Origin of the sequence: Micromonospora sp. A202, from assembly GCF_006715105.1 — a bacterium.
GTDB classification, from domain to species: Bacteria; Actinomycetota; Actinomycetes; order Mycobacteriales; family Micromonosporaceae; genus Micromonospora; species Micromonospora zamorensis.
Window position 1 is genome coordinate 2,966,581 of record NZ_VFMP01000001.1, and the last position, 22,110, is coordinate 2,988,690.

The window sequence follows — 22,110 nt, forward strand, 5'->3', positions numbered from 1 at the left end:
GGAGTTCCGTGGCCGCCCGCCGCCGCACGTCCAGCACGTGGGCGGCGACGCATCGGGGCGGCGAGGCCACCGCCGAGCTGCGGGCGGTCAGTGGCGCTTGAGCAGTGGCTTGGCGAGGGTCCAGTAGCTCCCGGCCAGCATGTTGAAGAGGCCCAGCCCGGGGGCGGCGACGTTGGTGGGAGCGAGCCGGCCGGTCATCAGCTCGGCGATGACGCCGTCGGGCACTCGGTGTTCGGCCTGGAGCTGCCGGCGGCGGGTGCGCAGCCAGCCCCGGTGCTGCCACAGCCAGCGCCATCCGCGAATCTTGTGTCGGGCCCAGCCGCCGGTCAGCGCCTTGGTGAGCATCGCGGCCTCGGTGAGCAGCAGGGCGGGGGCGAGCACCACCAGGGTGCGCATCTGGTAGGTGGCGAGCAGGGTGACCAGCCGGTTGCGTTCGAGCAGGTAGAACCTGAGCGCGCTGCGGGAGAACTCGTAGTGGTGGCGCACCACGGCGTCCGTCACGCCCGGCTGGGCGCGCAGGTCGGCGAGCAGGTCCCGACCCGGTATCCCGCCGGTGACGAGTACTTTGATCATGCGGTCGGTGCCGCCTTCAACGGCTCCCACCAGGCCCGGTTGTCGCGGTACCACTGCACGGTCTGCGCCAGGCCGTCGGCGAGATCGATGCTCGGGGCGTACCCCAGCTCTTCATTGATCTTGGTGATGTCCAGCGAGTAGCGGCGGTCGTGGCCCTTGCGGTCGGTGACCGGTACGACCCGGTCCCAGCCGGCGCCGCAGGCGTCGAGGAGGAGGCCGGCGAGCTCCTTGTTCGTCAACTCGGTGCCGCCGCCGATGTTGTACACCTCGCCGGTGCGGCCCCTCTGCTGGACCAGCGCGATGCCCCGGCAGTGGTCGTGCACGTGCAGCCAGTCCCGGATGTTGCCGCCGTCGCCGTAGAGCGGAACGGTGCCGCCGTCGAGCAGGTTGCTGACGAACAGCGGGATGATCTTCTCCGGGAACTGGTACGGCCCGTAGTTGTTGGAGCAGCGGGTGACCACCACGTCCATGCCGTGGGTGCGGTGGTAGGACAGGGCGAGCAGGTCGGAGCCGGCCTTCGAGGCCGAGTACGGGGAGTTCGGGGCCAGCGGCCAGGTCTCGGTCCACGAGCCCTCGTCGATCGAGCCGTATACCTCGTCGCTGGAGACGTGCACGAAGCGACCGGTGCCATGCCGAAGCGCGGCGTCCAGCAGCGTCTGGGTGCCGAGCACGTTGGTGGTGACGAACGGCGCGGCGCCGGCGATCGACCGGTCGACGTGCGATTCGGCGGCGAAGTGCACGATCACGTCGTGCCCCGCGACCACCTCGTCGACCACCGTCGCGTCGCAGATGTCGCCCCGCACGAAGCGCAGCCGAGGGTCGTCGCGTACCGGGTCGAGGTTGGCGAGGTTGCCCGAGTAGGTGAGCTTGTCGAGCACGGTCACCCCGACGGGCTCGACCGTCGGCACGCCAGAGGCGCTGCCACCAGGCACGCCCAGCAGCATGCGGACGTACTCCGAACCGATGAAGCCGGCACCGCCGGTGACGAGGATCCTCACGGGCCCTGGAGTTTACGCGAAGCGGCGGGCCGGTTGTCGGCGGCGATCGGCGACATGCCGGCGGCGATGGTTGCGGCTGGACGAGGAGTTGGGCATCGAGTGGCCCGCAGACGTCCCACTGCTGTCCGCCCGCGACGACGCGGCGCCGACCCTCGCCCAGGCCCGCGAGCGGGGTCTGCTGCCGGAGTACGACACCTGCCAGCGGTTCGTGGCGAGCCTCGGGCCGGACGGAATGTCGCACTCAACCGGTATGTGACCACGCCCGGAGTACGACCTGTGGTGTGACAGTGACGAACGGGGCCTCCGGGCGGCTAATGTCACACCATGGAGCGGCGAATCTTCGGCCTCGAGACCGAGTACGGCGTCACCTGCACCTATCGCGGGCAGCGGCGGCTGTCCCCGGACGAGGTCGCGCGGTATCTGTTCCGCCGCGTGGTGTCCTGGGGTCGGTCGAGCAATGTCTTCCTGCGTAATGGGGCCCGGCTCTACCTGGACGTCGGGTCGCATCCGGAGTACGCGACTCCGGAGTGCGACTCGGTGACCGATCTTGTCGCCCACGACCGGGCTGGCGAGCGGATCCTGGAGGGCCTGCTGGTCGACGCGGAGAAGCGACTGCACGACGAGGGCATCGCGGGTGAGATCTACCTGTTCAAGAACAACACCGACTCGGCCGGCAACTCGTACGGCTGCCACGAGAACTACCTGGTCTCCCGGCACGGCGAGTTCGGCCGGCTCGCCGACGTACTCATCCCGTTCCTGGTCACCCGGCAGTTGATCTGCGGGGCCGGCAAGGTCCTGCAAACCCCGCGCGGCGCGGTCTACTGCCTGTCGCAGCGGGCCGAGCACATCTGGGAGGGCGTCTCCTCGGCGACCACCCGTAGCCGTCCGATCATCAACACCCGCGACGAGCCGCACGCCGACGCCGAGCGCTACCGGCGGCTGCACGTGATCGTCGGTGACTCCAACATGAACGAGGTCACCACGCTGCTCAAGGTCGGCACCGCCGACATCGTGCTGCGGATGATCGAGGCCGGGGTGGTGATGCGCGACCTGTCCCTGGAGAACCCGATCCGGGCGATCCGGGAGGTGTCGCACGACATCACCGGCCGGCGCAAGGTGCGGCTGGCCAACGGCAAGGAAGTCAGCGCCCTGGACATCCAGCAGGAATACCTGGCCAAGGCCACCGAGTTCGTCGAGCGGCGCGGCGGCGACCAGGCCGCCAAGCGGGTCGTCGAGCTGTGGGGCCGGGTGCTCAACGCGGTGGAGTCCGGCGACCTGGAGCCGGTCTCCCGGGAGATCGACTGGGTCAGCAAACTGCGGCTGATCGAGCGCTACCAGCGCAAGCACGACCTGCCCCTGTCGCACCCCCGCGTGGCGCAGATGGACCTGGCCTACCACGACGTGCGTCGCGGTCGGGGCCTCTACGGGCTGCTGGAGCGCCGCGGCGAGGTCGACCGCGTGACCACCGACCCGGAGATCTTCGAGGCGAAGGAAACCCCGCCGCAGACCACGCGGGCCCGGCTGCGCGGCGAGTTCATCCGGCACGCCCAGGAGAAGCGGCGCGACTTCACCGTCGACTGGGTGCACCTGAAGCTCAACGACCAGGCACAGCGCACCGTCCTCTGCAAGGACCCGTTCCGGGCGTACGACGAGCGGGTGGAGCGGCTGATCGCCAGCATGTGACCGGTGTGCCGACCCCGGCGGTGGTGTGCGCCGGCGGGGTCGGCCTACCCGGCGGGCTCCGCGGCGCTGTCGGCGCGGGGGCCCGCTAAGCTGGGTCCCGCCATGACGACTTCTGGACCTTCCGACCGCTCCGAGCGCGGCACCGAGCGGCAGAACTGGGTCGAACGCCGACGCGAGAAGATCCGCGCCGAGGTCGACCGAAACCGGCGCGGTGAATACACAGTCCCGACGTGGGTGCTGGCCCTGGCGCTGGTGCTCATCGTGGGCGGCTGGCTAGCCCTGATCTTCCTGGCCTGAGCGGCGTCGTCCCGTCGCCCGAGGCTGGTCAGGGCAGCAGGGTGACGGCGTGCCGGCCGGCGGCAGCGGCGGCCAGGAAGTACGCGTGATCGGCGTCGAGACCACGGCCCATGGTGGACAGCGGCACGGCGCTGGCGCGCAGCGCCGCGTCGAGCCCGGTGGTGTGCACCCGGACGATCCGGTGCCGGGCCGTCAGGGGGGCCAGCGACGCGTTCACCTCCGCGAGCAGCACCGGGTCCAGCTCGTCGGGCACCACCAGCTCCGCCGGGGCGAGCGCCACCCGGCCGTACGCGGTGAGGCTGTGATGTGACACCCCCCGGTGCCGTGGGCGGGGGTCGGCGTCGGAGATGCGCAGCGAGCCGACCGCCCGGCCGCCCAGCGTGGCGATCGCGTTGACCGCCTCACCGACGGCGACGCCGGAGAAGCCCCAGCGGGTGCCGGTGCCCAGATTGCCGGGCCCCTGGGCCACGATGGCCACGTCGGCGCCCAGCACGTACCGGGAGGCGAGCAGGCCGCCGTGCAGGGTGGTGGCCTCCAGGTCACCGCCGAAGGCCTGCCCGACGGTGATCGTGCCGGCCAGTTCGGTCCGCAGCCCGGCGAGGGTGCGGGAGAACCACGCCGGCAGCGCCCCACCATCGGTGAGCAGGTACGCCACCCGCGCCTGCGGCGCGTCGGCCCGGATGCCGGCCAGGATCGCCGGCAGCGCCGAGTGCAGGTCGGCGGTGACCACCGGCAGGCCGCCCAGGTCGTCCGCGTCGGCCAGCACGTCGCGGTGCGGGGACGCCTCCTCGTCCACGCCGAGCAGGATCGGCTGCAACGGCGTGTAGCGGGCCTTGACCAGGTGACCGGCGTCGCGGGTGTCGCCGACCTCCGGCGGGTCCGGCGGCAGCCGGTCCGGCAGGGCCACCACCAGGGCGTACCCGCCGGTGCCCAAGCCCATCAGCAGCGCACCGGCGTTGAGCAGCACCCGGTCGCCGGGCTCCGGCGTGCCGACCAACTCGGGGTAGGCCAGCGCCCGCATGCGCGTGCCGTCGGGCAGGTCGACGTCCAGCTCCACCGCCCCGGTCCACTGCCGTCGCAGCGTCGCCACCGTCCCCGTACGCCATCGCACCATGACGGGCACGCTAGCCGCGCGGGCCTGGCGGCCCGCGCCCGGGTGCTGCCGTGCGGTTCGTTCAGGGACGATCGGGTCCGTCGTCGGCCCGCGGGTCCGGCGCGGCCTGGGTGTGCCGGGCCCGGCCGGTGGCGCCGGGCAACGATCGGGTGGGGTCGAGGAACACGTAACGGATCTCCGGGTACAGCCCGGTGAGCCGCCGTTCGGCCTCGTCGGCGGCGGCCTCGATGGCCGCGCCGGTGGCCTCGTCGCTGAAGTCGACCTTGGCGGCGACCAGGATGTCGTCCGGGCCGAGCTGCATGGTCATCAGGGTGTCGATCCGCTCCACCTCGGGTAGCCCGGTCAACTCCTGCTCGATCTCGTGACGCAGCCGCTCCGGGACGGCCCGACCGACCAGCAGCGACAGGTTGTTGGCGGCGAGGATCCCGGCGACAGCCAGCAGCAGGAGCCCGATCAGGATCGACGCGACGCCGTCCCACACCTCGTCGCCGGTGGCGTGGGACAGGCCGACGCCGGCACCGGCCAGCAGCAGACCGATCAGGGCCGCGCTGTCCTCCAGGAAGACCGCCTTGACGGTGGTGTCGGCGGTCAGTCGCAGGAAGCGTCGGGGAGTGGTCTGCCAGCGCCGGGACTCGCTGCGGACCTGCCGCACGGCCCGGGCCAGGGAGATCGACTCGATGACGAACGACACCGCCAGGACGATGTACGAGACCAGGTAGTCGCCGCTGTGCTCGTGCACCAGGATCGTGGTGACGCCGTGGGTGACGGCGAAGCCGGCGCCGGCGACGAAGGTGAACATCGCCGCGAAGAACGCCCAGACGTAGCTTTCCTTGCCGTACCCGAAGGGGCGCCGCTGGTCCGCCGGCCGGGCACCGCGGCGCAGCGCCTGGTAGAGGAGCACCTCGGTGGTGGTGTCCGCGACCGAGTGCGCCGCCTCGGACAGCATGGCGGCCGAGCCGGAGATCACCCCGGCGATCAGCTTGGCGATCGCGATGGCGAGGTTGGCGACACCCGCGACGATCACCGTGCCGACGCTCTCGCTCTCGGGCCTGGCGTCCGCTTGCGACATGAGCCTCACCCTATGACCGGAGACAGCAACGCGCTGGGGGAGGCCCGATCCGAACAAGTGTGCGGCACGCCCGCGCGGGTGCACGTCGTGGGCGTGTCGACTGCTAGCGTCTACCGCGTGTCGCGGACCCGCACCGAACGCCTGGTCAACCTGGTGATCTGCCTGCTGTCCACGCGACGGTTCCTGACCGCCGCGCAGATCGCCGCGACCGTGCCCGGCTACGAGCATGATCCCGATGACGCGCGCGATCACGAAGCGTTCCAGCGCAAGTTCGAGCGCGACAAGGCTGAGCTGCGTGAGCTGGGTGTGCCACTGGAGACCGGCACGGCGAGCGCCTTCGACGCCGAGCCCGGCTACCGGATCGCCCACCGGGAATACGCGCTGCCCGACATCCTCCTGGAACCGGACGAGGCCGCCGCTGTCGGCATCGCCGCACGGCTCTGGCAGCACGCCGGGTTGGCCGCCGCCGCGTCGTCCGGGCTGGCCAAGCTGCGCGCCGCCGGCGTGGACGTCGACCCGCAGGCCACTCTCGGCCTGGAGCCGATGGTCACCGTCGACCCGGCGTTCGCGCCGCTGACCGCCGCCGCCCGGGACCGCCGCGAGGTCGGGTTCGACTACCGGGTGCCCGACCGGGACGCACCCAGCCGCCGTCGGCTGCAACCGTGGGGCGTGGTCTGCTGGCGCGGCCGGTGGTATGTGGTCGGCCACGACCTGGACCGGGCGGCGACCCGCTGCTTCCGGCTGTCCCGCGTCGTCGGCACGGTCCGGGTGACCGGCGCGCCCGGCGCGTACGAGCCGCCGGCCAACGTCGACCTGATCAGCCACGTGGCCCGTTGGTCGGGTCCGGTGGAGCGCACCGGCCGGGCCACCGTGCTGGCCGCCCCGGGCCGTGCCGCCGGGCTGCGCCGCTGGGCGGTGGAGGTGACCGCCGGGCCAAACGGTGACCGGCTCGTCCTGCCGTACGCGGACCCGGACGGGCTGGCCGGCCACCTCGTCGGCTACGGCCCGGACGTGCGGGTGCTCGACCCGCCGGAGGTCCGCGAGGCCGTCATCCAACGACTCAAGGAGATCGCCGTCCGACACGACGAGCTGGCCGTCAGCGGGGGTGCCCGGTGACCCGCCCGGCCGCCCGGGGCGGCTCCCGCGCGTCCGCCGACCGGCTGGCCCGCCTGCTCAACCTGGTGCCCTACCTGCTGGCCCGGCCGGGCATCGAGATCGCCGAGGCGGCCGGTGACCTCGGCGTCACCGAGCGGCAGCTCCGGGAGGACCTGGAGCTGCTCTGGGTGTGCGGGCTGCCCGGTTACGGCCCGGGTGACCTGATCGACATGGCGTTCGACGGCGATCGGGTGACCATCACCTACGACGCCGGCATCGACCGGCCGCTGCGGCTCACCCCCGACGAGGCCCTCGCGTTGGTCGTGGCGTTGCGGATGCTCGCCGAGACGCCCGGGGTGGCCAACCGGGAGGCCGTCGAACGGGCCCTGGCGAAGATCGAGGACGCGGGGGACCTGGTGGGCGCGCCGGTGGCGGTCCGACTGCCCGGCGACACCCGGCGGGTCGAGGCACTGCGCGCCGCCGTCGAGGGCGGCAAGGCACTGCGGATCACCTACTACACCGCTGCCCGGGACGAGACCACCGACCGCGTCATCGACCCGCTGCGGATGCTGATGGTCGGCGGCCGGGCGTACGTGGAGGCGTGGTGTCGGCGCGCGGAGGCGGTCCGCCTGTTCCGGGCCGACCGGATCGACGCGATCACCGAGCTGGCCGAGCCGGCCACCGTGCCGCCGCAGGCCGTTCCGCACGACCTCACCGAGGGGGTCTTCCGCCCCTCGCCCGACCTGCCGCTGATCACGCTGCGCATCGGCCGCAGCGAGCGGTGGATCACCGAGTACTACCCGTGTGAGCGCGTCGAGGCCGGCGACGGCGACCAGTGGCTCGTGTCGCTGCGGGTCACCGACCTGGGGTGGGCTCGCCGGTTCGTGCTGGGTCTCGGCCCGGACGCCACAGTGGTCGCCCCGGTCGAGCTGGCCGAGCAGGTGCGGGCGACGGCGGCCGCCGCTCTGGACGCGTACGCCGTGCCCACCCCGACCGCCGCGCCCCAGCAGCCCGAGGCCGACCCGGCGACCGCCTCGTCGGGCGACCCGGCGGCGGTCGGGCGCACCCAGTAGGCTGACCGCCGTGCTGATCTGGATCGTGCTCGCGGTGGTGCTGCTTCCCCTCGTGGCGCTCGCGTTGGCCGTGCGCCCGGTGCTGACCCGGCTGCCTGGGCTGCGGCGCGCCGCCGTAGCGTTGCAGCGGCGGGCCGCCGAGGCCGAGGCGCTACGGGAGACGGCCGAGTCGTTGCAGCAGCGCGCCGAGGGTGTGCAACGCCAACTCGACACCACGTCTCAGCGGCTCGCGCTGATCAAGGCGAAGCGCGGCTGACCAACCGGTCGTTCGGGTTGTTGACGGATCATCCCGGGTTGGTCAAGACTTCACCCTCCGGGCCAGACCATCACCACCCGGCGGGTGGCGGGCGGCCGATCCGCACGTACGATGGGCTGCGTACCACCCCTCGGACACAGACCGACTGGAGCTTCTCATGGGTGCCCTCAAGCCGTGGCACATCGCTGTTCTCGTGGTTGTGCTGATCCTGCTCTTCGGTGCGAAGCGGCTCCCTGACGCTGCCCGTTCGCTGGGTCGGTCGCTGCGGATCATCAAGGCCGAGACCAAGAGCCTGCAGGACGACGACCGCGACCTCGCCGAGAAGGCCGACGCGCAGTCCGGCTACCAGCCGCTGCCGCCGCACGCCGGGCAGCAGGCGCCATACACCGGGCAGCCGCAGCAGGCGCCCTACCAGCAGGCGCCGACGCAGCAGCCGGTCGTCGACCCGGTGCACCGCGTCCGCGACAACTGACCGAAGGGCCCCACCACCGTGGCCTTCGCACTGCGTAAACGCGCCCCAAAGGCGTTCGAGCGGGCCGCCGACGGCTCGATGACGCTCATCGAGCACGTCCGCGAACTGCGTAATCGTCTGTTCCGCGCGTCTCTGGCGATCCTGATCGGTTTCGGTTTCGGTTTCTGGCTGGCGAAGCCGGTGCTGCACCTGCTCCAGCAGCCCTACTGCGACCTGCCCCAGGCCAGGTATGTCGATGGCAAGTGTGAGTTCGTGCAGCTCGGCCCGGCCGACCTGTTCCTGCTCAACCTGAAGGTCGCGCTCTGGGTCGGGTTGATCGTGGCCGCGCCGATCTGGCTCTACCAGCTCTGGGCGTTCATCGCGCCCGGCCTGCACCGGCACGAGCGTCGCTACGCGTACTTCTTCACCGCCCTTGCGGCGCCGCTGTTCGCGGCCGGCGCGGTGCTGGCGTACTTCGTCACGGCCAAGGGCCTGGAGTTCCTGCTCAGCATCTCGGACAGCGAGATCAGCACGACACTGGAGATCACCAAGTACATCTCCTTCGTCACCAACCTGATCCTGTTGTTCGGTGTGGCGTTCGAGTTCCCGCTCGTCGTGCTGATGCTCAACTTCGTGGGCATCGCCAGCGCGAAGCGGTTGCTCAGCTGGTGGCGGGTGGCGATCTTCGTGTTCTTCGCGTTCTCCGCCGTGGTCACCCCCACCCCGGACCCGTTCGGGATGACCGCCCTGGCGATATGCCTCTCCGCGCTCTACTTCGGCGCGGTGGGCATCGCTTTCCTCAACGACAAGCGGCGTGGTCGGGGCAAGGAGATCTACGCCGGCATCGACGACGACGAGGTGTCGCCGTTGGAGTTCGACAAGGACCCGGTCGTGGCCGGGCAGCGGGTCGACTCGACAGCGCCGATCGGTGTACCCGAGCCGGTCGCCAGGCCGGCACCGATCGAGCGTCGCTACGACGACATGACCTGACGCCTCGGCGTGCTGGTCCACCAACGCCGTCCCCGCCTGGCGGGGACGGCGTTGTCTGTCCTGTGGGCAGACGCCCGGGTCGCGCGACCGTTGCGGCGAAGGGCATCATGCATCCATGAACTCCGGTGCCATCATTACCATTCTCATAGGTGTGTCCGGTGCGTGTGTCGGCGTGGTGCAGGCATGGAGGATCCGGAAGCTGCGCCGAACCGGCGTGGCATCTGTCGGCACAGTGATAGGCCACGAGAGGACCGACGACGACGGCCCGCTCTACGCACCGGTGATCGCCTTCGTCGACGAGAACGGCAGAAAGCGCCAGTTCACGGTCGCCATACGAACCAGCGGACTTGTCCACAGCGTCGGGGAGGAGGTTCCGGTGATCTACCCGCCGGGGCGGCCGAACGACCCGAGACTGGCCTCGTTCAGGCATCACCTGGTGAAGGTCGGTCTGCCGCTGGCAGTGGGCGCGTTATTCGCTGTCCTCGGCGTGCTCGATTTACGGCAGGTCTGAATACCGTTCCGCCGTCCAGGGCCGTCTGAAATGCGGCTTGGCCGGCCGTCGTCCGACCGCTACGGTGCTGCCCGTGACCGCAGAAGATCACCTGAACGGCCCCGTCGCCGTGCTCGCCAACTCGACCGCTGGGCGAGGCCGTTACAGCGCTCTGCTGCCACGGCTGCTGGACGGTCTGGCTGCCGCCGGGCGACCGATCCGGCTGCTGACGGCGACCGGTCCGGCCGAGGCGGAGGCGGCGTGCCGTGCTGCGGTCGCCGACGGCGCGGGCGCGCTGGTTGCGATCGGCGGGGACGGAACCGTGCACCGGGCGTTGCAGGCGGTCGCCGCCACGGATGTGCCGTTCGGCCCGGTCCCGGCCGGCACCGGCAACGACTTCGCCCTGGACACGGGTTTTCCGGCCGACCCCCTCGCAGCGGTGACGGTGATCGCCGACGCCCTGCGCGCCGGCCGGACCAGCGCCGTCGACCTGGCCCGGATGACCGGCGGCGACGGCACCGTGCGCTGGTACGGGGCCGTCCTCGCGGCCGGGTTCGACGCGATCGTCAACGAGCGGGCCAACCGGATGCGCTGGCCGCGGGGCCCCCGCCGTTACGACCTGGCGATCCTGGTCGAGCTGGCCCGGCTGCGCCCCCGCCGCTACACGCTGCGCCTCGACGGGGTGCCGCACGAGTTGGACGCGGTGCTGGTGGCGGTGGGCAACTGCCCGACGTACGGCGGCGGGATGCGGATCTGCCCCGACGCCGACCCGACCGACGGGCTGCTCGACGTGGTGGTGGCGGGCCGGGTCAACCGGCGGACCCTGATCCGGGTGAAGCCGCGCATCTACCAGGGCACCCACGTCAGCCACCCGCTCGTGCGCAGCTTCCGCGCCCGCACTGTGGAGTTGACCGCCGAGGGCATCACCACGTACGCCGACGGGGAACGCTCGTTGGGCCTGCCGGTGACGGTCAGCGCCGTTCCGGGCGCCCTGCGGCTGTTGCGTTGACCCGTACCGCCCCGATGCTGGCCGCGATGACCAGCACGATGGCGGCACACTCCAGCAGGGTCAGGGCCTGTCGCAGCACCAACCACCCGGCGAGCGTGGCGATGGCCGGCCCGAGGCTCATCAGCACGGCGAAGGTGGCGGTGGGCATCCGCCGCAGCGCCAGCAGCTCCAGCGTGTAGGGCAGGCCGGAGGCGAGCACCGCGAGGGCGGTGCCCAGCGCCAGCACCGGCGGGTCGAGCAGCACCGCGCCGCCGTCGACGATGCCCAGCGGCAGGGTGACCAGCGCGGCGAGGGTCAGTGCCAGGGCCAGCCCGTCCGCGCCCGGGAACCGGCTGCCGACGCGCGCGCTCAGCACGATGTACGAGGCCCACATGGCGCCGGCGCCGAACGCGAAGGCCACGCCGACCGGGTCCAGTCGGTCGAAGCCGCCCTGGCCGAGCAGCGCCACCCCGGCCAGGGCGAGTCCCGCCCAGCCCCAGCTTGCCAGTCGTCGGGCGCTGAACACCGACAGCGCCAACGGGCCGAGCACCTCCAGCGTCACCGCCGGACCCAGTGGGATGCGTTCGATGGCCTGGTAGAAGAGCGAGTTCATGCCGGCCAGCGCCAACCCGAACGCGCCCGCCGCGAGCCAGGCCGAACGGTCGTGGCCGCGCAGCCGGGGCCGGCACACGATGAGCAGCAGCACCGCTGAGATCGTCAACCGCAGGGTCACGGCGCCGGCCACCCCGGTGCGCGGGAAGAGCAGCGCGGCCACGGCGGAGCCGAACTGCACCGAGAGGGCCCCGCCGAGCACCAGGCCCACGGCGGCGACGCCACCGCGCCGGGCCGGTGGTGCGTCGGCCGGTGGTGGCGTGGGCAGCAGGATCTCGGTCACGGGCACGACGGTAGGCGGCCCCTTACGGCCAACCTTCGGCGGGTCCACCGGCCGACAAGGGCGAGCCCGTCACTCGACTCGTGCCGAAGCTGGGCCGGCACGGCCGTAAGCAGTCGCCAATGTGGTGCTACCGGCGTACGGTCCCTGGTATGACCAGCGCGATGCGGAAACTGTCCATCTCCGTGCCACCCGACGTGGCCGAGCGTCTGGAGCGCGAAACCAACGCGAGCGCGTACATCACCCAGGCCGTCCGTGACCGGATGCGGCTGGACGCCCTGGACGCGGAGCTGGCCCACCAGGGCATCCCGATCACCGAGCAGGGCGTGGCCGAGGCGCGCGCCCGCCGGGCCGCCGTGGAGGCCGACTGGTCCCCGGAGCGCCGCAGCGCCCTTCGCGAGCGGGTCCGCCAGCACGCGCTGGACGCCGCCGCCGGAACGCCCGAACAACCGGCCGCGTGAGCCCCGAGGACGACCGCCCGGTCCGGCTCGTGCTGGACCGGTCGGCACTGCTGGCGTACCTGGCGGGGTCGGTGCATGTCGGGGAGCCGCTGCACGAGGTCATCCAGGACCGCAACAGGTTCGGCGTCACCGCCGTGACCGCGGCGGAGGCCCTGGCGATCGTCACCGACCCGAAGGAACGAGCGACCCTGCACCGCCTGCTGACCCTGGACGCCTGTGAGGTGCTCTCCACGGAGGGGCACTCCTGGCACGAACTCAGCTTCTGGCGCACGGTGACGGGCCGTGCCGATCTGGCCACCACAGCGCTGGCCGTCCTCGAACACGACGCCTCGATCCTGACCGCTGAGGACCGGTACGGCGACGGCGAGCTACCAGTGATCCACATTCCCCGCTGACGGCACGAAACCGCAGGTCAGGCTGGAAGGGCGAGATCGAGGACGGCGCCCAGCCCGTTCTCCCGACCGGGTTCGGCGGCCGGGAGCACCAGCGCCGCGCAGCCGGCGGTCACCGCGCCCGCGTCGGCTGGTGTGTCACCGACCATCAGCGTCTGTTCCGGGTCGACACCGAGCATCCCGCAGGCGCGCCAGAAGATCGCCGGGTCGGGCTTGCAGCGCCCCACCTCGTAGGAGAGCACGAATGCGCCGACCAGGTCGGTCAAACCCCACGTGTCGAAGTGCGGCCGCAGGTCGAAGCCGATGTTGCTGACCACGGCGACCGGCACCCCGGCGTCGCGCAACGCGGTCAGCGTGGGCGCGGTGTCCGCGTACGGCAGCCAGCCCTCGGCGGTCAGCAGCCGCTCGTAGAGCGCGTCGGCGAAACCCTCGATGCCCGCGTCGACCGTCTCGGCCAGCCCGGTGTACGCGCCCCGGTGGGCGTGTTGGTAGAGGTCCCGATCGGCCCACAGCTCGGCCAACCGTGGTGGCACCCGTGCCGGCAGGGGCCCTCCGGCACGCCCGGCGGTGAGGAGCCGGTCGGCCAGTGAGGTGGCCCGGACCCGGTCCAGGGTGACCCCGCACGCCGCCGCGGCCTCCAGCACCCACTGCCGGGGCTCCTCCACCTGGGCCAGGGTGCCGTGGAAGTCGAAGAGCACCGCCTTCACGGGCCGTCGGGACGCCCGGGGGGCGGCGGCCTCGTTGCCCGGCGAAGGAGTCTGGGTCGGTTCGGCATGGTCCGGCACGCCGTGCACCCTACCGACCGCCCCCGATGGCACCTCCGGACGGCCTTGTGGGGTGTCGTGTCCCGGCACGCACTAATCTTGGTGTCATGTCGAGTCCCGCCGAGCGTTACGCAGCGGCGCGCCGCCGGGCGGCGCAGGCCTCACAGTTTCCCGCGCTGGACGAGTTCGCCCTTGACCTGGGGTTCGACCTCGACGACTTTCAGCGGGAGGCGTGTCAGTCGCTGGAGCGGGGCAGTGGTGTGCTGGTCTGCGCACCCACCGGCGCCGGCAAGACGGTGGTCGGCGAGTTCGCCGTCCACCTGGCGTTGCGTGGGCGGCCCGACGACCCCGTGACCGCCGACGACACGGCGACCCCGCCGCCCCGGCGCAAGTGCTTCTACACCACGCCGATCAAGGCGCTGTCCAACCAGAAGTACCACGACCTGGTCGCCCGGTACGGCGCCGAGCAGGTCGGTCTGCTGACCGGCGACAACGCGATCAACGGCGACGCCCCAGTGGTGGTGATGACCACCGAGGTGCTGCGCAACATGCTCTACGCGGGCTCCAGCACGCTGCAGGGGCTGGCGTACGTGGTGATGGACGAGGTGCACTACCTGGCCGACCGGTTCCGTGGCGGGGTGTGGGAAGAGGTGATCATCCACCTTCCCGAGTCTGTCACCCTGGTCTCGTTGTCGGCGACGGTCTCCAACGCCGAGGAGTTCGCCGACTGGCTGGTCACCGTGCGCGGCGAGACCGCGGTGGTGGTCAGCGAACACCGGCCGGTGCCGTTGTGGCAGCACATGCTGGTCGGCAAGCGGATGTTCGACCTGTTCCACGACGCCGACGCCGCCCGCAAACACGACGTGCACCCGGAGTTGCTGCGCTACACCCGCGAGACCGTGCGGCGGCTGGATCTGGGCGAGGGGCGCAGCGCGGGGCCCGGCGCGGGTCGGCGCGGCCCGCGCTGGCGTGGCCCGATGCGCCCGGACATCGTCGACCGACTGGACCGGGAGGGTCTGCTGCCGGCGATCCTGTTCATCTTCAGTCGTGCCGGCTGCGCCGCCGCGGTGCAGCAGTGCCTCGCCGCCGGGCTGCGGCTGACCTCGGCGGACGAGCGGGCCGAGATCCGCCAGGTGGTCGAGTCCCGGGTCACCGCCATCCCCGGCGAGGACCTGACGGTGCTGGGCTACTGGGAGTGGCTCGACGGCCTGGAGCGCGGCCTCGCCGCCCACCACGCCGGCATGCTGCCGGTGTTCAAGGAGATCGTCGAGGAGTTGTTCGTCCGCGGCCTGGTCAAGGCGGTCTTCGCCACCGAGACCCTGGCCCTGGGCATCAACATGCCGGCCCGCTGCGTGGTCCTGGAACGGCTGGTCAAGTACAACGGCGAGGCGCACGTCGACCTGACCCCGGGGGAATACACGCAGCTCACCGGGCGCGCCGGTCGCCGGGGCATCGACGTGGAGGGGCACGCCGTCGTGGTGTGGTCCCCGGAGACCGACCCACGGCAGGTGGCCGGGCTCGCGTCCACCCGCACCTACCCGCTGCGCTCCAGCTTCCGGCCCTCGTACAACATGGCGGTGAACCTGGTGGGCACTGTCGGCACGGAGCCGGCCCGGGCGCTGCTGGAGTCCTCGTTCGCCCAGTTCCAGGCGGACCGGTCGGTGGTGGGTCTGGCCCGGCAGGTGCAGCGCAACACAGAGACGATCGAGGCGTACGGCGCGGAGGCCGCCTGCCACCACGGCGACTTCGACGAGTACTTCGCGCTGCGGGTGGCGATCGCCGACCGGGAGAAGGCCATCGCCCGGCAGGGGCAGACCCAGCGCAAGGCCGCCGCGGTGGCGTCGCTGGAGCGGCTGCGCGTCGGCGACGTGATCCGGGTGCCGTCGGGCCGTCGGGCCGGGCTGGCCGTCGTGCTGGACCCGGCGACCGGTGGGTTCGGTGAGCCCCGGCCGCTGGTGCTCACCCAGGACCGCTGGGCCGGACGGGTCAGCCCCGGCGACTTCACCACCCCCGCCGAGGTGCTGGCCCGGATCCGGGTGCCCAAGCACTTCAACCACCGTTTACCGGGTGCCCGGCGGGATCTCGCCGCCGAGGTCAGCGGCACCGGTCTGGACCGGCACGGCGGCCGACGGGGTGGCCGTTCCCGACAGGTGTCCGGGGAGGACCACCAGATCACCCAGCTCCGCACCGAGCTGCGTAACCACCCCTGCCACGCCTGCCCGGAGCGGGAGGACCACGCCCGGTGGGCGGAGCGGCGTCGGCGGCTGGAGCGCGACACCGAGGAGCTGCGCGAGCGCGTCTCCGGGCGTACCGGGTCCCTCGCCCGCACCTTCGACCGGATCGTCGCGCTGTTGACCGACCGTGGCTACCTCGCTCGCGACGGCGCAGTCACCGACGCGGGGCGGATGCTCGGCCGGATCTGGACCGAGGCGGACCTGCTGGTCGCCGAGTGCCTGCGCCGGGGAGTGTGGAACGGGCTGTCCCCGGCCGAGTTGGCCGCCGCGGTGTCCGTGGTGGTCTTCGAGGCGCGCCGCGACGTCGACGAGCGGGCGTCGCTGCCTCGCGGGCCGGTGGCCGACGCGGTCGACGAGACGTTGAAGCTGTGGGGGGAGATCGAGGCCGACGAGGCGGCGCGCGGGCTGAACGCGACCCGGGAGCCGGATCTCGGCTTCGCCTGGCCGGTCTACCGGTGGGCCAGGGGCGAGGTGCTGGCCAAGGTGCTCGGCAGCGGTCACGAGATCGACGGTGAGATGCCCGCCGGTGACTTCGTCCGGTGGGCGCGACAGGTGGTCGACCTCCTCGGTCAGCTCGCCGATTCCGGCGGCGCCTCCCCGGAGCTGCGTTCCACGGCACGGCAGGCGATCGCGGCGATCAACCGGGGTGTCCTGGCGTACCACACCTCGGCCTGATCACCACATTCGATCACCATCGGTGACGAATCGACGCATCGGACGGTCACCGCGACAGCACCCCCCGGATAGCCCGGGGGGCGCTGTTGCGCCTGATCACGGCACCCCTGATCATTGCCGGAGCGCCTTGTTGACGCGCCGCTAACAAATGGGGAGAAACCGCCGTGGCGGAGATCAATCACTTTGAGTACGGGTGGATCACGCCCGCGCTGAGCTACGCGCTGTCCGTGCTCGGCTCGATCCTCGGTCTGGTCTGCGCCGGGCGAATTCGCAGGGCGCAGACGAACGGCCAGCGGGCCTGGTGGGGTCTGCTGTCGGCCTGGGCGCTGGGCGGCACCGCCATCTGGGCGATGCACTTCATGGCCATGCTCGGGTTCGCCGTCGAGAACACCCGGATCCGCTACGACGTGCCGCTGACAGTGGCCAGTACGGCGATCGCGGTGGTGGCGGTCGGGATCGGCCTGGCCATCGTGGGCACCGGCCGGTTGAACGCGGTACGACTGATCGCCGGCGGCATCTTCACCGGTGCCGGTGTGGCGTCCATGCACTACACGGGCATGGCGGCGATGCGGCTCAACGGCAGTCTCGATTATGACACCGTCCGGGTCGTGCTCTCCGTGGTCATCGCCGTCGTGGCGTCCACCGTCGCGCTGTGGCTCGCGATGACCGTCCGCCGCGGGTTTGCGATCTTCGCCTCCGCGCTGGTCATGGGTGTCGCCGTGAACGGGATGCACTTCACCGGGATGAGCGCCCTGTCGGTGCACCGCCACGAACGGGCGGGCGAGGTGACCGGCACCGGGGTGAGCACCCTGCTGGTGCCGATCATGCTGGCGGTGATCTTCGGGGTGGTCGGTCTGCTCTACGCCCTGCTCGCCGCCCCGACCGACGACGACCGGGCCGCTGCGGCGTACCTGGACGGGCGTCGGGTCGCGGAACCGGCCGCGGCGACGCCCGTTGCCGCCCCGGACCCGGTCGGTCTGCGCGCCCGCTCCACCCTCGGCCAGCCCGGCACCCCGTTTCCGTCCCGTCGGGACACCCCGCCCCGCTGACCCGCCGCGGGCGGACAGGCCGCCGGAGGCTCAGGTCGGCGGGCGCCCGGGCCGGCTGCCGTCGATGACGACGGTGGCCAGCAGCCCGGGGTGGTCGGTGGCCCCGCTCATGGTCACCGACCTGCGGCAACAGAGGGTGATGCCGGTTGTCGCCACGATGTGTTGTAGTGCGCCGTCGTCGACCCGGGAGTGGCCCGGCGGCGCACAGGAGCGCACGTCGGGGTCGTCGGCCCGCACATTGAGGTCACCAGCGAGCACGGCGGGCCCGGATCCGGTGCCTCCACGGATCGTCGGCAGGATCGTGTCGAGCAGGTGGCCGCACTGGGCGAGCGCGACGCGGTAACCGGTGTTGGCCAGGTGCGTGGTGCAGGCGAGCAGGCCGCCGTCGACGTCGACGCAGAGCCAGGCCCGTTCCTCCGGGTCCGCGAGGTCCTGCGTCGGGTGGATGCCGCTGTACACGACGCGCGGGGTGTCCGGCGTCCGGACGTGGGCCAGCAGCCCGATGCCGTACGGCTGACCGTTGCGACACCTTGTGTCGGCGCCGCTGGGCCGGTCGCCGGCGGCCTGGAACGCGGCCACGACGCTGCGACCCGGGTGGACGGTCTCGAACACGCGCCGCAGGGCGGGCACGTCGTCGTCGCAGATCTCGTTCAGGGTGACCAGGTCGGGGGCCTCGGCCCTGATCACGTCGGAGGCGACGGCGATGGACCGGCCGGTGTAGCAGCCGGCGCGGCCACTGTTGCAGAGGTTCAGCTGGAGCATCCGCAGGACCGTGGGTCTGCTGGTGTCCGTGGAACCGGCCACCGTCGGCCCGGCCGGCAGCCCGGCGGCGACGATCAGGAGGCCCACGGCCAGGGCTCGGCGCGGGAACCGGTGCAGACGATTGGCCACGCGCACTCCGGGTGGGGGAGGCGACGGTCGTCGCCGCGGTGCCCGTGATCGTACTCGCGGCCCGCCGCCGGCCTCACCCCGCGCGGGTGGCCGATGGGGGCACGCGCGGTGCGCGTACCCCCATCGGGCTGGTCAGCGCGCGCGGACCGCGACGACCGTGTACGGCGTGGTCGGGGTCGGTGGGGTGGTGAAGCGGGCGTTGGGCAGGTAGAGCCGGCCGAGCGCCTTGGCGACGGTCGTGGGGACGTCGAAGTTTCCGTCGGTGATGGTGGTGGTGAGCGTTCCGGCGGTGCCGGCGTGGTTGAGCGTGACCACCGCGATCTGGTTGAGGCGGTTCTGCACGACGTAGAGGGTGCGGCCGAGCAGCAGCAGCCCGTCGCCGTTGGTGAAGGTGTGGCCGGGCACGTCCACGACGGTGCTCACGCCGGTCGCCGGGTCGACCCGGAACAGCGTGCCGGTGGTCGACTGGACGACGATCAACGCCTTGCCGTCCGGTGTGGTGGTGATGCCGTTGAGGTTGACGCCGGTGCCGACCTGCTCGTACGAGCCGGTCAGCGCGATGGTGGTGAAGCCGTCGGCGGGCGGCAGTGCGCCACCGCGGCCGAGCGGCAGCCGGTAGAGCACCGGGCGGTTGGAGTCGGTGAAGTATGCGGCGTGGCGGGTCAGGACGACGTCGTTGACGAACGTCGGGGCGGTGGCGAACTGGTAGCGGGCCAGCACCTCGCCGGTGCGGGTGTCGAGCACGCGGGCGTCGCCGGCCGTGCCGCCGGAGACGAACAGCCGGCCGCGTGCGTCGACCTTGAGGCCGAGCGACGGTGTGCCGGTGGGCGCGCCGATCGTCGTGCCCCGGCCGGTGATCAGGTCGACGCGCTGGATGGCGCCCGTCGCGCGGGAGCCGAGGTAGGCGTACCGGCCTGCGGTGGCGATGCCTTCGGGCTGGAACCCGTCGGGTAGGGCGAGGACGGTGGGTGGCCGGACTCCGGGGTGCGCCTGCGCGGGCGCGACGGCGACCGAGGTCAGGAGGGCGGCGGTCAGGGCGCCGCCGAGGGCGGCCCTGAGGGGTCGGTTCACTGTGCTCCTTCCGGGCGGCGAGGCGGCACGAGCCGACCCATCCGCCACGATCACTGGGGCCAGGACCCGATCCACTGTACGACCGCTGCCGTCCGCCCGCCCGGCGTGCGACGCCCGACGTCACCGGGGCGGCCCTCAGGAGCCGCGCCGGTGACGCGTCGAACTGCGGATCTCAGGGGTTGCGGACGAGCCGCCACCGGTTGTCCGCGCTGCCGTTGTCCGAGTCCTGTACGGCCTGCGCGCCCCAGGCGGTCGACCCGTTCAGGATCCCGAGCAGCTTGTTGCTGTTGACGTTGCGGATCTTGTAGGTGCCGTCGCCGTTGTCCACCAGGATCCACCGGTGGTCGGCGGTGCCGTTGTCCGACCATTGCAGGACCCGGGCGTTGTCCGCCGTGGACATGTTCTCCACACCGAGGACCTTGCCGCTGTTGACGTTGCGGAACCGGACCGCGTTGCCGTCGGTCACGATCACCCAGTTGTGGTCGGCGGTGCCGCTGTCGCCCCACTGCACCGCCAGCCCGCCGTCGGCGGTGGACATGTTCTGGACGCCGAGGACCAGCCCGGTGCCGACGTTGACCAGGCGGCTGCTGCCGCCGGTGCTGCCGCCGCCGCTGGTGCTCCAGTAGACGGTGTAGTTGTATCCGTGGGCGTCCTGGAAGGGGGCCAGGTTGACAGTGGACCCGTTGGCGTTCGCGGTGAAGGCGAGTGCCGTGGTGCTGGTCCGGGAGATCGACGAGACGGTGAGTGCCGGCAGGGTGCTCAGGGCGGTGTTGCCGTAGTTGCCGGCCAGCACCGACGGGCCGTACGTGACCGCGGCGACGTTGGCGTTGTCGTTGGCGGCCCGCACGACGACCTGCATCGGCAGGCGCACGGTGATGGTGTCGCCGGCGGCCCAGGTGCGGGTGACCTTGGCGTAGCTGCCCGGTGTGGTGGCGACGTTCTGCACCGTGCCGTTCACGGCGATCGTGGCGCCGTTGGTCCAGGACGGGATCCGCACCCGGATGCTCCACGAGCCGCTCATCGACCCGGACAGGGTCAGCGTGCTGGTGTCACTGACCGGGTAGTTGGTGCTCTGCGTGACCGTGATGCCGCGTTGCGACCAGGTCAGCACCGACGGCGTGAACAGGTTCACGGTGAGCGTCGTGCCGTTGTGGAAGTAGATGGAGTCCATCAACCTCGTGTTGATCTCCAGGCCGGTGCCCTGGCAGCACCAGAACGAGTTGTAGTCCGTGCTCCAGGTGCCGCCGCCCCACGCCGGCCCCACGCCTCGACGACCGCCCGGCCGCAACGGGGTGAAGTAGGTGATGTGGCCGTGGCTGTCCGCCGGGTTCTGTCCGCCGATCAGGTGGTTGATCGTCGCGCGCTCGTAGAAGTCGAAGTAGTCCGCCCGGTTCGGGTCGAGCAGCCACAGCTCCCGGGTCAGCTTGAGCATGTTGTAGGTGTTGCACTGCTCGCAGGTGTCGTTGTTGAGGTACCCGGCGATCGCGTTGGGCGCCCGGAAGTGCTCGGCTTGGCTGTTGCCGCCGATGACGTAGGAGTGCGCGCCGACGGTGATGTTCCACGCGTTGCTGGCGATGTCCCGGTAACGGGTGGTCCCGGTGGCCTTGAACTCGCGGGCGGCGCCCACCCACTTGGGGACCTGGGTGTTGGCGTGCAGGCCGGAGAGCTGGTCCTGGTTGGAGGCCAGGGGGTTGAACACGGCGGCGTGGTCGAAGCGCTGGGCGGCGGTGAGCCACCGGGTGTCGCCGGTCTGCTGGTAGATGTCGGTGAGCACGTCGTTCATGCCGCCGAACTCGGTGCCCAGCATCGACTGCATCTGGCTGGAGCTGAGCCGGGCCGTGCGGGTGTCGACCCAGCCCGCGAGGGACAGCAAGACCGTACGGGCCTGCGTGTTGCCGGTGTAGCGCCAGACGTCGAGCAGCCCGGCGAGGGTCTTGTGGATGCAGTAGTAGGGCACGTTGCCGTTGGACAACGTCCGCGCCTCCAGCGCGGTGAAGTCGGACTCGGGGAAACCGGAGAGGTAACCCGCGCCGAAACCGGCAGCCCCGTTGTTCGCCTGGCACTTGGCCAGCTCGGCCACCATGTAGTTCGCCTTGTCCCGGCAGGTGGTGTCGCCCAGCACCGCGTACGCGTACGCCCAGGCGGTCAGGAAGTGCCCCTGCATGTGGGTCCGGAAGGGGAAGTTCGGCGCGTCCCAGCCGCCGTTGGTGGCGGCACCGTTGGTGGACAGCCGGTGGTTGGCGCGGAAGTTGTAGAGCATGCGGTCGACGTCGACGAACCGCAGGTAGTTGAGCGTCCGTGTCTGGTTGTCCATCCAGCGGCCGCTGGTCAGCCGCACCTGGCCGAGGTCGAACGGGTACGCCGAGACGCCGATGTCCGGCCGGACCGGTGGCACCACGGCCGCAGCCGCGCTGCCGGCGGCGACAGTGGTGCCGGTCGCGGAGAGCACCACTGTGGCTCCGGCGGCCTGGAGCAGGTGTCGGCGGCTGAGGGGTGGCATGGAACCTCCAAAGGGACTTGTGACAGCGGGACGGGTCTGGTGGTGGACGACCGCAACGGCGGGCGGGGCTGGGCGCGCCGGCGGCGGCCGTCGCGGGTGGGGGG

23 protein-coding genes are annotated in these 22,110 nt (G+C 71.8%); 14 read left to right on the forward strand and 9 right to left on the reverse strand.

Going from position 1 to position 22,110, the window contains the following annotated elements:
* Positions 1 to 87: 87 nt before the first annotated feature.
* Together FBZ33_RS13775 and rfbB are read right to left on the reverse strand one after the other, a co-directional pair.
* On the reverse strand, positions 88 to 573 hold the full coding sequence (locus tag FBZ33_RS13775; protein WP_141909342.1) for a hypothetical protein: 486 nt from the start codon (positions 571 to 573) through the stop codon (positions 88 to 90).
* Positions 570 to 1,571 (reverse strand): dTDP-glucose 4,6-dehydratase, encoded by a 1,002-nt coding sequence (gene rfbB / locus FBZ33_RS13780; protein WP_141909343.1) that lies wholly within the window; start codon positions 1,569 to 1,571, stop codon positions 570 to 572. Before rfbB ends, FBZ33_RS13775 begins: the two co-directional genes overlap by 4 nt.
* Before the next feature lie 70 nt (positions 1,572 to 1,641).
* Here rfbB and FBZ33_RS13785 point away from each other — a divergent pair, with 70 nt between their 5' ends.
* The 3 genes from FBZ33_RS13785 (at position 1,642) to FBZ33_RS13795 (ending at position 3,551) form a co-directional block, all read left to right on the forward strand.
* Positions 1,642 to 1,827 carry a hypothetical protein gene (locus tag FBZ33_RS13785; protein ID WP_370453007.1) on the forward strand — a complete coding sequence of 62 codons (186 nt, stop codon included), beginning with the start codon at positions 1,642 to 1,644 and terminating at the stop codon, positions 1,825 to 1,827.
* 68 nt (positions 1,828 to 1,895) lie between these two features.
* Positions 1,896 to 3,254: a Pup--protein ligase gene (gene pafA / locus FBZ33_RS13790; RefSeq protein ID WP_141909344.1), complete on the forward strand. Its 1,359-nt coding sequence runs from the start codon at positions 1,896 to 1,898 to the stop codon at positions 3,252 to 3,254.
* 102 nt (positions 3,255 to 3,356) lie between these two features.
* The gene (locus FBZ33_RS13795; RefSeq protein ID WP_088948118.1) at positions 3,357 to 3,551 is read left to right on the forward strand and encodes a hypothetical protein; all 195 of its coding nucleotides are present in this window, start codon (positions 3,357 to 3,359) and stop codon (positions 3,549 to 3,551) included.
* Positions 3,552 to 3,579: 28 nt separating this feature from the next.
* Here FBZ33_RS13795 and FBZ33_RS13800 read toward each other — a convergent pair whose 3' ends face one another.
* Both FBZ33_RS13800 and FBZ33_RS13805 read right to left on the reverse strand, forming a co-directional pair.
* Entirely contained in the window at positions 3,580 to 4,665 is a 1,086-nt protein-coding gene (locus tag FBZ33_RS13800; protein ID WP_141909345.1) for a DUF3866 family protein, read from the reverse strand.
* A 61-nt stretch (positions 4,666 to 4,726) separates the two neighbouring features.
* A complete protein-coding gene (locus tag FBZ33_RS13805) occupies positions 4,727 to 5,734 on the reverse strand; it encodes a cation diffusion facilitator family transporter (protein ID WP_141909346.1) in 1,008 nt (335 codons plus the stop codon).
* A gap of 117 nt (positions 5,735 to 5,851) precedes the next feature.
* On the opposite strand from FBZ33_RS13805, the gene FBZ33_RS13810 reads away from it, so the two are divergent.
* The 7 genes from FBZ33_RS13810 to FBZ33_RS13840 all read left to right on the forward strand — a co-directional run bounded on the left by FBZ33_RS13810 (position 5,852) and on the right by FBZ33_RS13840 (position 11,098).
* Positions 5,852 to 6,850 carry a YafY family protein gene (locus FBZ33_RS13810; protein WP_141909347.1) on the forward strand — a complete coding sequence of 333 codons (999 nt, stop codon included), beginning with the start codon at positions 5,852 to 5,854 and terminating at the stop codon, positions 6,848 to 6,850.
* A complete protein-coding gene (locus FBZ33_RS13815; RefSeq protein ID WP_141909348.1) occupies positions 6,847 to 7,902 on the forward strand; it encodes a YafY family protein in 1,056 nt (351 codons plus the stop codon). Before FBZ33_RS13810 ends, FBZ33_RS13815 begins: the two co-directional genes overlap by 4 nt.
* A 10-nt stretch (positions 7,903 to 7,912) precedes the next feature.
* Complete coding sequence (locus FBZ33_RS13820; protein ID WP_088948122.1) at positions 7,913 to 8,158, forward strand: hypothetical protein; 246 nt, start codon at positions 7,913 to 7,915, stop codon at positions 8,156 to 8,158.
* Positions 8,159 to 8,315: 157 nt separating this feature from the next.
* Positions 8,316 to 8,630: a Sec-independent protein translocase subunit TatA gene (tatA, locus tag FBZ33_RS13825; protein WP_088948123.1), complete on the forward strand. Its 315-nt coding sequence runs from the start codon at positions 8,316 to 8,318 to the stop codon at positions 8,628 to 8,630.
* An 18-nt stretch (positions 8,631 to 8,648) separates the two neighbouring features.
* Entirely contained in the window at positions 8,649 to 9,599 is a 951-nt protein-coding gene (gene tatC / locus FBZ33_RS13830; protein ID WP_141909349.1) for a twin-arginine translocase subunit TatC, read from the forward strand.
* A gap of 115 nt (positions 9,600 to 9,714) precedes the next feature.
* Positions 9,715 to 10,110 carry a DUF3592 domain-containing protein gene (locus tag FBZ33_RS13835; protein WP_141909350.1) on the forward strand — a complete coding sequence of 132 codons (396 nt, stop codon included), beginning with the start codon at positions 9,715 to 9,717 and terminating at the stop codon, positions 10,108 to 10,110.
* Positions 10,111 to 10,174: 64 nt separating this feature from the next.
* Positions 10,175 to 11,098 (forward strand): diacylglycerol kinase family protein, encoded by a 924-nt coding sequence (locus FBZ33_RS13840; protein ID WP_141909351.1) that lies wholly within the window; start codon positions 10,175 to 10,177, stop codon positions 11,096 to 11,098.
* Here the strand turns inward: FBZ33_RS13840 and FBZ33_RS13845 are convergent.
* Complete coding sequence (locus FBZ33_RS13845; protein ID WP_370453008.1) at positions 11,061 to 11,978, reverse strand: DMT family transporter; 918 nt, start codon at positions 11,976 to 11,978, stop codon at positions 11,061 to 11,063. The two genes, FBZ33_RS13840 and FBZ33_RS13845, sit on opposite strands and share 38 nt — an antisense overlap.
* Before the next feature lie 143 nt (positions 11,979 to 12,121).
* On the opposite strand from FBZ33_RS13845, the gene FBZ33_RS13850 reads away from it, so the two are divergent.
* Both FBZ33_RS13850 and FBZ33_RS13855 read left to right on the forward strand, forming a co-directional pair.
* Positions 12,122 to 12,430: a hypothetical protein gene (locus tag FBZ33_RS13850; protein ID WP_088948128.1), complete on the forward strand. Its 309-nt coding sequence runs from the start codon at positions 12,122 to 12,124 to the stop codon at positions 12,428 to 12,430.
* Positions 12,427 to 12,825 (forward strand): PIN domain-containing protein, encoded by a 399-nt coding sequence (locus FBZ33_RS13855; RefSeq protein WP_141909352.1) that lies wholly within the window; start codon positions 12,427 to 12,429, stop codon positions 12,823 to 12,825. Before FBZ33_RS13850 ends, FBZ33_RS13855 begins: the two co-directional genes overlap by 4 nt.
* A 17-nt stretch (positions 12,826 to 12,842) precedes the next feature.
* On the opposite strand, the gene FBZ33_RS13860 is transcribed toward FBZ33_RS13855, so the two are convergent.
* Positions 12,843 to 13,607 (reverse strand): HAD family hydrolase, encoded by a 765-nt coding sequence (locus FBZ33_RS13860; protein WP_088951735.1) that lies wholly within the window; start codon positions 13,605 to 13,607, stop codon positions 12,843 to 12,845.
* Between the two features lie 86 nt (positions 13,608 to 13,693).
* On the opposite strand from FBZ33_RS13860, the gene FBZ33_RS13865 reads away from it, so the two are divergent.
* Positions 13,694 to 16,495, forward strand: coding sequence for an RNA helicase (locus FBZ33_RS13865; protein WP_141909353.1), 2,802 nt, complete (start codon positions 13,694 to 13,696; stop codon positions 16,493 to 16,495).
* A gap of 164 nt (positions 16,496 to 16,659) precedes the next feature.
* The gene (locus FBZ33_RS13870; RefSeq protein WP_141909354.1) at positions 16,660 to 17,544 is read left to right on the forward strand and encodes an MHYT domain-containing protein; all 885 of its coding nucleotides are present in this window, start codon (positions 16,660 to 16,662) and stop codon (positions 17,542 to 17,544) included.
* Between the two features lie 30 nt (positions 17,545 to 17,574).
* On the opposite strand, the gene FBZ33_RS13875 is transcribed toward FBZ33_RS13870, so the two are convergent.
* From FBZ33_RS13875 to FBZ33_RS13885, 3 genes are all read right to left on the reverse strand, one after another.
* Positions 17,575 to 18,435, reverse strand: a complete 861-nt coding sequence (locus tag FBZ33_RS13875; RefSeq protein ID WP_255508849.1) for an endonuclease/exonuclease/phosphatase family protein — start codon at positions 18,433 to 18,435, stop codon at positions 17,575 to 17,577.
* Between the two features lie 132 nt (positions 18,436 to 18,567).
* Positions 18,568 to 19,506 carry a superoxide dismutase gene (locus FBZ33_RS13880; protein ID WP_141909355.1) on the reverse strand — a complete coding sequence of 313 codons (939 nt, stop codon included), beginning with the start codon at positions 19,504 to 19,506 and terminating at the stop codon, positions 18,568 to 18,570.
* Between the two features lie 172 nt (positions 19,507 to 19,678).
* A complete protein-coding gene (locus FBZ33_RS13885) occupies positions 19,679 to 22,006 on the reverse strand; it encodes a beta-L-arabinofuranosidase domain-containing protein (protein ID WP_141909356.1) in 2,328 nt (775 codons plus the stop codon).
* Positions 22,007 to 22,110: the final 104 nt, after the last annotated feature.